General features: G+C 67.1%; 8 protein-coding genes and 2 pseudogenes. 6 read left to right on the top strand and 4 right to left on the bottom strand.

Annotated elements, in window-relative coordinates:
• Nucleotides 1-215: 215 nt before the first annotated feature.
• Nucleotides 216-401 (bottom strand): hypothetical protein, encoded by a 186-nt coding sequence (locus GEV07_29825; protein MQA06722.1) that lies wholly within the window; start codon nucleotides 399-401, stop codon nucleotides 216-218.
• Between the two features lie 356 nt (nucleotides 402-757).
• Between GEV07_29825 and GEV07_29820 the strand changes: the two are divergent.
• Together GEV07_29820 and GEV07_29815 are read left to right on the top strand one after the other, a co-directional pair.
• Nucleotides 758-1,906: pseudogene (locus GEV07_29820) on the top strand (IS3 family transposase).
• Between the two features lie 267 nt (nucleotides 1,907-2,173).
• A pseudogene (locus tag GEV07_29815) lies at nucleotides 2,174-2,287 on the top strand (peptide-methionine (S)-S-oxide reductase).
• A 4-nt stretch (nucleotides 2,288-2,291) separates the two neighbouring features.
• Here GEV07_29815 and GEV07_29810 read toward each other — a convergent pair.
• Nucleotides 2,292-3,545, bottom strand: a complete 1,254-nt coding sequence (locus GEV07_29810) for an MFS transporter (protein ID MQA06721.1) — start codon at nucleotides 3,543-3,545, stop codon at nucleotides 2,292-2,294.
• Nucleotides 3,536-5,005, bottom strand: coding sequence for an NAD(P)-binding protein (locus tag GEV07_29805; GenBank protein ID MQA06720.1), 1,470 nt, complete (start codon nucleotides 5,003-5,005; stop codon nucleotides 3,536-3,538). Before GEV07_29805 ends, GEV07_29810 begins: the two co-directional genes overlap by 10 nt.
• An 80-nt stretch (nucleotides 5,006-5,085) precedes the next feature.
• Here GEV07_29805 and GEV07_29800 point away from each other — a divergent pair, with 80 nt between their 5' ends.
• The 4 genes from GEV07_29800 (at nucleotide 5,086) to GEV07_29785 (ending at nucleotide 7,059) form a co-directional block, all read left to right on the top strand.
• Entirely contained in the window at nucleotides 5,086-5,478 is a 393-nt protein-coding gene (locus GEV07_29800; protein MQA06719.1) for a metalloregulator ArsR/SmtB family transcription factor, read from the top strand.
• Nucleotides 5,479-5,519: 41 nt separating this feature from the next.
• Nucleotides 5,520-5,990 carry a hypothetical protein gene (locus GEV07_29795; protein ID MQA06718.1) on the top strand — a complete coding sequence of 157 codons (471 nt, stop codon included), beginning with the start codon at nucleotides 5,520-5,522 and terminating at the stop codon, nucleotides 5,988-5,990.
• Entirely contained in the window at nucleotides 5,990-6,427 is a 438-nt protein-coding gene (locus GEV07_29790) for a hypothetical protein (protein ID MQA06717.1), read from the top strand. The genes GEV07_29795 and GEV07_29790 overlap by 1 nt, the downstream gene beginning before the upstream one ends.
• Nucleotides 6,428-6,699: 272 nt before the next feature.
• Nucleotides 6,700-7,059 carry a MarR family transcriptional regulator gene (locus GEV07_29785; protein ID MQA06716.1) on the top strand — a complete coding sequence of 120 codons (360 nt, stop codon included), beginning with the start codon at nucleotides 6,700-6,702 and terminating at the stop codon, nucleotides 7,057-7,059.
• Nucleotides 7,060-8,009: 950 nt separating this feature from the next.
• On the opposite strand, the gene GEV07_29780 is transcribed toward GEV07_29785, so the two are convergent.
• On the bottom strand, nucleotides 8,010-8,405 hold the full coding sequence (locus GEV07_29780) for a hypothetical protein (GenBank protein MQA06715.1): 396 nt from the start codon (nucleotides 8,403-8,405) through the stop codon (nucleotides 8,010-8,012).
• Nucleotides 8,406-9,084 lie beyond the last annotated feature (679 nt).

Raw genomic sequence — 9,084 nt, 5'->3', positions numbered from 1 at the left:
TACGAAGACTCATACCTACCCACCGGCTCCATGGGCGGTACCGCCGAGGAGGCCCTCGACACAGCCTGCGGTCTCTACCTCGCCGACCCGACCGCCTGGACCTGAGCCCCCGACGAACTTCCGGAGATGCCCACTAGCCGGTGACCTCGTCGAGGTAGACGGCATGGTGGGAGAGCAGGTGGTGCAGGGAGGCGAGTACGCGCCCCAGCATACGTTCAGGGTCGGCCGATGGGACGGGCTGGCGCCCGCGGTGTCGTACGGTCGGCCACCGGCTCACCGGCATCGCGGGCTTCGTCGACCAGGAACCGGTAGCCGAACCCCGGATCGTCACGATAGGCGTCGAACAGCGCGTTGGCGCGATAGGCCGCCTCAAGTTCAGCGTCCGTCACGGGATTAGCCAGCCACCAGTAGCAGGGCTGACAAGCGATCCTGAGCACCCCGGCACGTCACCGTGACGGCGATACCGTCACCGACCAGCTCACGGACGAGCGGGTACATCATTTCCCCGGCAGGTTCGCCTGCGAGAGATACGCTGCTGCCCGGCGCAGGACCTCGTTCTCCTGCTCGAGCAACCGGATCCGCTTCTTAGCCTCACGCAGTTCGGTGGTCTCGCCGGCGCCCAACCCCGGCCTCACACCGTCCTCGACACCGGCGGTATGCTGAACCGCCTCGGCATGTCCGGAGACGTTGGTGTGTCCCGGCTTCGCTGGAGGTGAGTTGCTGGATTCTTGTGCCACTTGATCTTTGAAGGAGTGGCATGGGAAGGCGTGGCTATCCACCGGAGTTCCGGCGCAAGGTGTTGGATCTGGTCGAGGCGGGTCGTTCCGTCGCGGAGGTCGCCGATGACCGCGGTATCGGCGACCGGTCGATCTATACCTGGCGGCGGCAGGACCGCGTCGATCGGGGCCTTGAGCCGGGTCTGAGCAGTGCGGAGAAGGCAGAGCTGACCGCGGCGAAGCAGCGAATCGCCGAGCTGGAGACCGAACTGCGGGCCACCCGTCGCGGGATCGAGTTGGTGCGAGAGGTGGTGCCCCCAAAAGGAGGTTCGAAGCGATCACGGTGATGGCTGGCGAAGGCATCCCGGTCGAGGTTGCTTGCCGGGTCCTGGATGTCTCGGTGTCGGGGTATTACGACTGGCGGTCCCGGCCGCCCTCGGCGCGGGCGATCCGGCACGCCTGGCTCACCGATCTGATCACCGAGGTCCACCAGTCCTCACGTGGGATCTACGGAGCTCGTCGAGTGCATGCCGAACTTACCCTCGGCCGCGGCGTCGCCGTCGGACACGGCGCAGTGGAGTTGCTCATGCGCCGCGCCGGCCTCGCCGGTGTGACCGGACGCCGGAAATGGCGCCGAGCCACGCCGGACCAGATCGCCACCGACCTGATCAACCGCGACTTCACCACCACCGCGCCCAACCGCAAGTGGGTCACCGATATCACCGAACACCGCACACGCGAAGGCAAGGTCTACTGCGCCGTCGTCCTCGACGTCTACTCGCGCCGCGTGGTGGGCTGGTCCATCGATTCTTCGCCCACCGGCGCGCTGGTGACCAATGCACTCGGGATGGCCATCGACACCCGCACGCCGTAGGCCGGTGCGATCATCCACTCCGACCACGGCGTGCAGCACGGGTCATGGGCGTTCACCCAACGCGCCAAGGACTCCGGCCTCATCCCCTCGATGGGCAGTGTCGGCGACTGCTACGACTGTCAACGCGATGATGGAGTCGTTCTGGTCTCGAATGCAAGTCGAGCTACTCGACCAGCGGCGCTGGCGCACCAGGATCAAGCTGGCCAACGCGATCTTCGAGTACCTCGAGGTCTGGCACAACCGCCGACGCCGACACAGCAGACTCGGCATGCTCACCCCGATAGAGTTCGAGAACACGACGACCAACGTGGCATGACATCCAGCAACGCGACTCCGCGAAACCCGGGACACACCAGACGACATCAGCCTTGCTCGCAGACCTGTCGTTATCGGTGAACGAATCAACGACCTTCCAGCCGAGACGCTTCGCTGTCGCACGGTTCACCTTGCGCTGATCGCGGACACCGTGCTCGCCGCTCTCGTCGTCACTACTGATGCGTTCGTACGAAACGACGGGAACGGGCTCGCCTACCGTAGGCTCCGTGTTCGCCATAAAATAATACGACCTAAAGAGTAGCACTGCCACCAGCAGTACCTGTCCGACACCAAGAACCCGAACGGGTACTGCGGCCTCACCGGCACTGGCGTGAGCTGCCCGGTCGGGTTGGGTGTTACGGCCACGGGCTCCGAGAGCTAGCCGCCTACGCTGCCTGGTCGGTGTGCTCCGAAGTGTTGCGGGGCCGGCCGGCGAGTGCGGCGAGGAGCGCGGCGGCGAGGGTGAGGCCGGCGAGCAACCCGTAGGCGGTGGGGTAGCTGCCGAGCCGTTCGGCGAGAAGGGCGCCAGCGGCAGGGGAGACAGCGACGGTGGCGGTGATGGGTGCGGCGAAGATGCCGTTGAGGTGGCCGTAGGCGTGGGTGCCCCATCGGTCGGACACGGTGGTCGCTTGCAGGAGCGTGTAGATGCCGCGGATCGCGCCGGCGACTACGGCTAGGGCGATGAGCGGCACGACGGGGCCGGGCAGGACGCCCAGTGCGAGCACGCTGAGTGCGCCGGCGGTGAGGATGGCGACGGTCCGGCTGCGTGGTGTGGTGCGGCGAGTGAGGGCGGCGTAGCCGAGTCGGCCGAGGAGTTGTCCGGCGCCGCAGAGGCCGAGGGCGATCGCGGCGAGGTGGGTTCCGATGCCGCGTGCGGTGAACAGTGGCACGAGGTTGACGGTGGCGGCGTACATGCCGAGCGCGCCGGCGGCCATGGCGACGGCGAGCAGGACGAACTGTCTGCTGTGCGCCACGGCCTTGACGTAGCCGGGGTCGCGGCGCGTCTGCGTGGTGGTGCGGGGCCAGGCCGGTGTGAGGAACGCCAGGTGCAGCGGGATCGTGATGACGGCGAGGATCCCGGCGAGGACGAGGTAGCTGCCGCGCCAGCTGAAGTGGTCGAGCAGGACGGCGGTCAACGGTGCGAAGACGGTGCTTGCCAGTCCGCCGGCGAGGGTGAGCACGGTCAGCGCGCGCACCCGGTTCGGGCCGTACCAACGGGTGACGGCGGTGAACGCGGGTGGGTAGAGCACCGCCGATTGTGCGAGTCCGGTGAGCACCCAGGCGGCGAAGAACCACGGCAGCGTTGGCGCGGCCGCGAGGGCGAGTACGGCGAGCGCGCCGAGAACGGAACCGGCGGTCATCACCGGGCGCGGGCCGTAGCGGTCGATCCAGCGGCCGACCCAGATGCCGGCCAGCGCGGAGGTGATCGCACCGGTGGAGAACGCCGCCATTGCCGCCCCGGTGGTCCAGCCGGTGTCGCGGGTCAGGTCGGCGAGCATGACGGGGAACGCGTAGTACAGCACGCCCCAGCTGGTGATCTCCGTGACGCACAACGCGACCAACGCACGGCGCAGCCGGGACGGGTGTTGGTCGCCCGTCCCGGCTGCGGCGATGGTCTCGTGCGGTGAGGTCACGTACAGGCCGGCTGCGGTGGGTTCTCGCCGGCCTGGTCGGCCGCGAACGCGGCGAACCGCAGCGCGGCTGTGTGGTCGAGACCGAGCTCGTCGGCGGCATTGAGTACGGCGTCGGTGGTGGTCTCGGCGGTGCCCATGTGCTTGGCGGTCGCGGTCATCAACTTGTCCGGCACATCCTGTGCGAGGCCGAGTTCGTCGGTGATGACCTGCAGTCCGTTGCTGACCGAGCACACCCCGGTCTCCGGGAGTTCCAGCTGCACCTGGCGGGCGGCGGCCCAGTCGCCGGCGAGGGCGGCGACGACGGAGCGGACCTGCTCGTACCCGGTGGCCATCAGGAACGTCGGGGCGCGGCCGTAGCTCTTCGCGCCGACGGCGTAGAAGCCCGGCTCAGGATGGGTCAGCTCGTCGATGCCGTGCGGGTAGACGGTGCCGCAGGAGTGCACGTTCGGGTCGATCAACGGTGCCAACTCCCTGCTGGCCTCGAGTACCGGGTCCAGGTCCAGCCGCAGCTCGCCGGCCAGGCGCCAGTCCGGCCGGTAGCCGGTGGCTGCGACGACCCGGTCGGCGACGAGCGCCCGGCCGTCGGTGTCGTGCAACTCCACCGCACCGTCCGGTCGCGGCCGGACGGCGTGCACGGTGAAGCCGGCGGCGAGGTCGACGCGGCCGCTGTCGACCAGGGCACGCAGCCCGGCGCCGAGCGCGCCACGGGCGGGCAGCTGGTCGTCCTCGCCGCCGCCGTAGGCGCGGTCAGGGGCGCCGCCGCGGATCGCCCAGGTGACGCGGGTCCCGGGTGCGTCGTCGGCCAGCTGCGCCAGCGCCAGCAGCGTGGTCGCGGCGGAGTGGCCGGCGCCGACGACCACCGTGTGCCTGCCGGCGTACGCGTCACGGTCGGCGCCGAGTACGTCCGGCAACGCGTGGTCGACCCACGCGGCAGCGTCGGCCTCGCCGTGGGCGGGCAGCCCGTTGCCGCCGAGCACGTTCGGCGTGCGCCAGGTGCCCGACGCGTCCAACACCGCTCGTGCGGTGATCTCCTCGCCCGTGGCCGTTCGTACGAGGAACGGCGCCTCGTCCCGCCCGCGGGTGCGTACCCGGTCGGTGCCGACGCGGGTGACTACGACCACATCGGCGCCGAATCGCAGGTACGGTGCCAGCGCGGGCAGCTTTGCGAGCGGTTGCAGGTACTCCTCGACCAGCTCGGCACCGGTCGGCAACCCGGCGTCGTCGGGCAGGGCCACCCCGGCGGCGGTGAGCAGCCGGCGTGCGGCTGCGTCGACGTTGAACTCCCACGGGCTGAACAGCCGCACGTGCCGCCACTGCTCGATCGATGCGCCGACCCTCGCGCCCGCCTCGAGCACGAGGAACGGCAGTCCGCGTTCGACCAGGTGCGCGGCGGCGGCGAGCCCGACCGGCCCCGCCCCGATCACCACCACCGGCCCCGTACCCGCACTGACCTGCTGTCCGCTCACGATTCCTCCATCATGTCATGCAACAGCCGTCACTATAAACAGTAAATACTGTTGATGGCAACATGTGCTTTACTGGAGGGATGACACGCGAACTCGACGTCGCCCTGCTCGACGTGACCGCCGACACCGACCTGGCTGAGCGGACCCGGGTGCTCGCGTCCTGCCTGAAGGCACTCGGCGACGAGAACCGACTGCGGTTCCTCCTGCTGCTCGCCGAGCGCCCGCGCACCGTTCGCGAGCTGACCGACGCGACCGGAATGAGCCAGACGCTGGTCAGCCACCACCTCGCACCCCTGCGGCAGCAGGGCCTGGTCACCGTCACCCCGCAGGGACGCAGCAACGTCTACGCCCTGTGCTGCGAAGCACTCGCCGCCCCCGGCCAGCTGCTCGCCAGCCTGGCCGCCCTCACCCCCGAAGGCGAGAACGCCTGCTGCACACCGTCGGGAACGGCCAGCGAATCGCCGTCCGCCTGAGCGGGCCATGGGTCGTACGGACGCGAGTGCGCTGCCTCGTGATGCGAAGCCTGCTGCGAACTCTTCGTCCGACCAAGCGCCGTGTGGCAGCGTTGTCGACCGTCCCTGTCGCGATTGCCGTGACCGTGACGGCAACGCAGGTTGCCAGTGCCGATGAGCTGGGCGCGGCGGCTACCGGTCTGACGGTGATGGACTGGAACATCCACGGCAAGGGCGCCGATATCTCTGCGATGGCCGACCTGGTCAACTCCCACGGGATCGACGTCCTCACCGTGCAGGAGATCCAGCGGGCGAAGCGCGACCAGGTGAAGGACCTGGCCGACGAGCTCAGGTGGTACACCTCGGACCTGAGCGATCACACCCACTTCAGCCAGGCCGACCGTCCGGGACCGTGTGACGCCGAGGAGTCGGGCTGGGTGGGTAACGCCGTACTGTCGAAGTACCCGATCGCGGAGCGGGTGACGGTTCGGCTGTCGCCGAAGGATCAAGGCTGCCCGGTGCAATCGGGGTGATGTCCGGGGTCAAGCTCGATCTGCCTTGTTCCGACTACATCAGGGTCTTCACCTCCCACTTCACCCCGGGCGCTTCGCAAGCAGCCACCGACTATCGCCAGGCGCAGGCGGTCAAGGTGCTCAAGTATCTCCGCCATGACGGTCCGCTGCTGTTCACCGGCGACGTCAACGCGCGCGACACCGGGCCATCCACGGATGGTTCACCCAGAAAGGCTGGCTCGACACCGGCGGCGAGTATTCGGACGATCCGACCCACGGCGATCGCCGCATCGACTACATCTCGCCAAGGACGTCGCAGTGAGCGACGGATACGTCATCGACTCCACGCTGTCGGATCACCGCCCATTGGTGATGCGCATGGCAATGAAGTGAACTGTTTCTGCCGGCGGCACTCGTCTTGCTCATGGTGGCCTGTGGTGGTGTTGTCTCGAGACTGACAACACCACCACGGGCGTCTCCCGCCCCCGGGAGTCGGAGCCTGCGCCCCCAAAGGCCCCTCTCGGGGCGCTCACAAAACCAACAGTATGTAGGCGAACAGTCGCTATTGCAAATGTTGGCTGGCGTAGTATTATTCGGGCATGACGACTAGCCGTGACACCGCGCCGTACCCTGCGTTGTCGGTCGACGCCGAAGAGGCCTGCGTACCTATCTGCGGTCGCATGCACTGCTGCGACGCGTGCTCGACGCGGACCTACGGGCGGAGCACGGCATGACGTTGGCGATGTACGACGCGTTGGTCCAGCTCTCCGAGGCTCCGGGTCAGCAGCTCTACATGAAGGATCTGGCCAACAGGCTTCTCTACAGCGCCAGCGGCCTCACCCGTCTTGCCGACGCCCTCGAGCGAGCCGGTTACGCTCGGCGCCAGACCGATCCGACCAACAGGCGAGCGACCTTGGTCACCCTGACTCCCGAGGGCATGACGGCGCTCGAAGCCGCTTGGCTCACCCATGCGCGCGGTGTCCAGGATCACTTCGTCTCACACATCCCGAGCAGCCAGATATCCGGCATTGCGTCTGCGTTCCGCGCGGTCACCGATGGCCTGGAACAAGCGACGCCTGACGGTCGGTAGGCGGTTCGAGATCCGGCGTGGCGCGGCGGCGAAGAATCTGCCACAGAAACTTTTGCGCCGTCGATATTTCGAATCGACCCTGATTTAGAACGACAAAATTGGGGCGTTCGAATGACAGTTGTAACGTATGCCCGTTCCCGTCGATGAACCTGATTTGCCCTGGGATTGTTATCAGGATGACTATTCCAAAGAAGAAACTATTTGGTTTGACGGATGCATGGATTGCAGTGATCTGGACTGCCCCGAAGTTTGATCTGCCCCGATCTCATCGAGTAACTCACTCGATGTGGTGAGCGGCTGGCAGCCGGGAGGACTCGTACCTACCGGTGGTGGCGTCTGCCGGACGGGGGACTGACTGCCACTACCGGAGTTCCCGGCTGCCAGCCTTCGTCCAGCACCCGTTGACGACCACCCAGCGGGCACAGAGACCCGACCGCTGCGTCACGCGGACTCGTCGGTAGCGCGTGGGACGTCTTGCCACGGCGCTACGTGCCATGTCTTGCAGGTGGTGCATCGCCAGACGTGGCACAGGAGGCCCTGCCCGCTCGTGTTGTGTGCGGCCGCTCGAGCGGCCGCACGGGGAGTATTGCTCTTGTGTGGCACACCCAAGTCCGACTCCTGTGCTCGTGAGGCGGATGCAACGATGTTGCCGCGAAGCGCGTTCTGAGCGAAGCCGGTGGAGGAGTCGCCGAGGGTAAGTACGCGCGACAGGCGAGTGGGGTCTCCGGAGGGAACTGAGTACGCCGCCACCGGTGGTGGGCAACACAAGGTGGACCAGGGTGAGATTTGACCTGGCTGCCGCGATCCCGATCGTCGCGATCCCCCGACGCGACCTACGGGCCGGGTCTACTCGGGTTGGTCTCCCGTTCCTCGTCGGCTAGATGCTGATCGGGCAGGAGAAAGGCGGGATTGACGGCGTCACTAGTACTCACGTCGTCCGACCATTCGGGCTATGTACCCGAGATCGCACCAGCCACACATGAGGAACCCATCAGTCGCTCAGCAGTTGTACGGTCCGCCGTCCGCCGGAGAGCCCGGTGAGACCACGATGCCGCACGTGTTGCTGATCCGCATGCATCGAGCACTACGTTGCCGACGCCGGTCGCCTCCACCACGATGTCTGGGCGCACCGTGTCGGCGACCTCGTCGATGCCGTCGTGGTGGTAGCTGGCGCCAAGGTCGGTGACGAGTCCCGGCTTCGGTCCCGTGGTGACCTGGTCGAGCACGTGCACGTCCAAGCCGCGCTGCACACCGAGCAACGCGGCCAGCAGACCGATCGCGCCCGCCCCCGTCACCAGCGCGGTGGCCGGCTCGCACCAGGATCGAGCTGCAACGGACGAGCTCAGTCAGCGCTGTGGCAGGCCACCAACGACGGCTGAACTCGCAGCTGCGAATATTTCGTTCGTCGACCGCGCACGGCACGACGGAATTCGAAGATGCGGCTACGCCCTGGCGGGCGCAGATGCTCGCACCGCGGCTGCTCGCAACTATCGTTCGCGAGACCATCGCGGAGCTCGACGAGAATGCGTGCACGACGTCGGGTCGATCACCAGCCCACGTCTGCGGAGATGGGAGCTGTAATGCGCGACGGGCTTGTTGGCGCGGGGTGGCGAATACACCGTTACTCGGTGCCCCCTCTCGGTGAGAGTGGCCGCAAAGTGGCAACACTTGCGAGTCCGGGGCATCAAGATGACTCACATACTCTGGTGGGGAGTCGTCGGCAGTGACCATGGCGATGTGCATAGCAGCACCTCGCCGACGCGAAACAGAAGCCGCCTTTCTCAAGCGGCAGCTACGCACAATGGGGAGGCTCGGGCTCGAACATGATCGTTACCGCTTGTCGCCTGTGGCTGTGGGTGGGCGCAGTGTGCGTAGCCACCGAGAAAGAGGTTGTCCCGGCGGTCGTAGAACTTGAAGGTGGCGGTCCCCCGCCTGAGGCCTGCCGAGTGGTAGGTCCTCTGGTGAACCGCCAAGTACACCGAAGAAGGAAGGGGACCGCTGTGAGCAAGACCTACCAGAAGAAGG

Source organism: Streptosporangiales bacterium (genome assembly GCA_009379825.1).
In the GTDB taxonomy this organism is placed as follows: Bacteria; Actinomycetota; Actinomycetes; order Streptosporangiales; family WHST01; genus WHST01.
The sequence above is the reverse complement of the archived record's forward strand: the minus strand, read 5'-3'. Positions and strand labels throughout refer to the sequence as shown.

Excerpts from the sequence above, each read along its gene's own strand:
- GEV07_29795 (MQA06718.1), top strand. The coding sequence starts at position 5,520 with ATGCGAAGCCTGCTGCGAACTCTTCGTCCGACCAAGCGCCGTGTGGCA.
- GEV07_29785 (MQA06716.1), top strand. The coding sequence starts at position 6,700 with ATGACGTTGGCGATGTACGACGCGTTGGTCCAGCTCTCCGAGGCTCCG.
- GEV07_29790 (MQA06717.1), top strand. The coding sequence starts at position 5,990 with ATGTCCGGGGTCAAGCTCGATCTGCCTTGTTCCGACTACATCAGGGTC.
- GEV07_29800 (MQA06719.1), top strand. The coding sequence starts at position 5,086 with ATGACACGCGAACTCGACGTCGCCCTGCTCGACGTGACCGCCGACACC.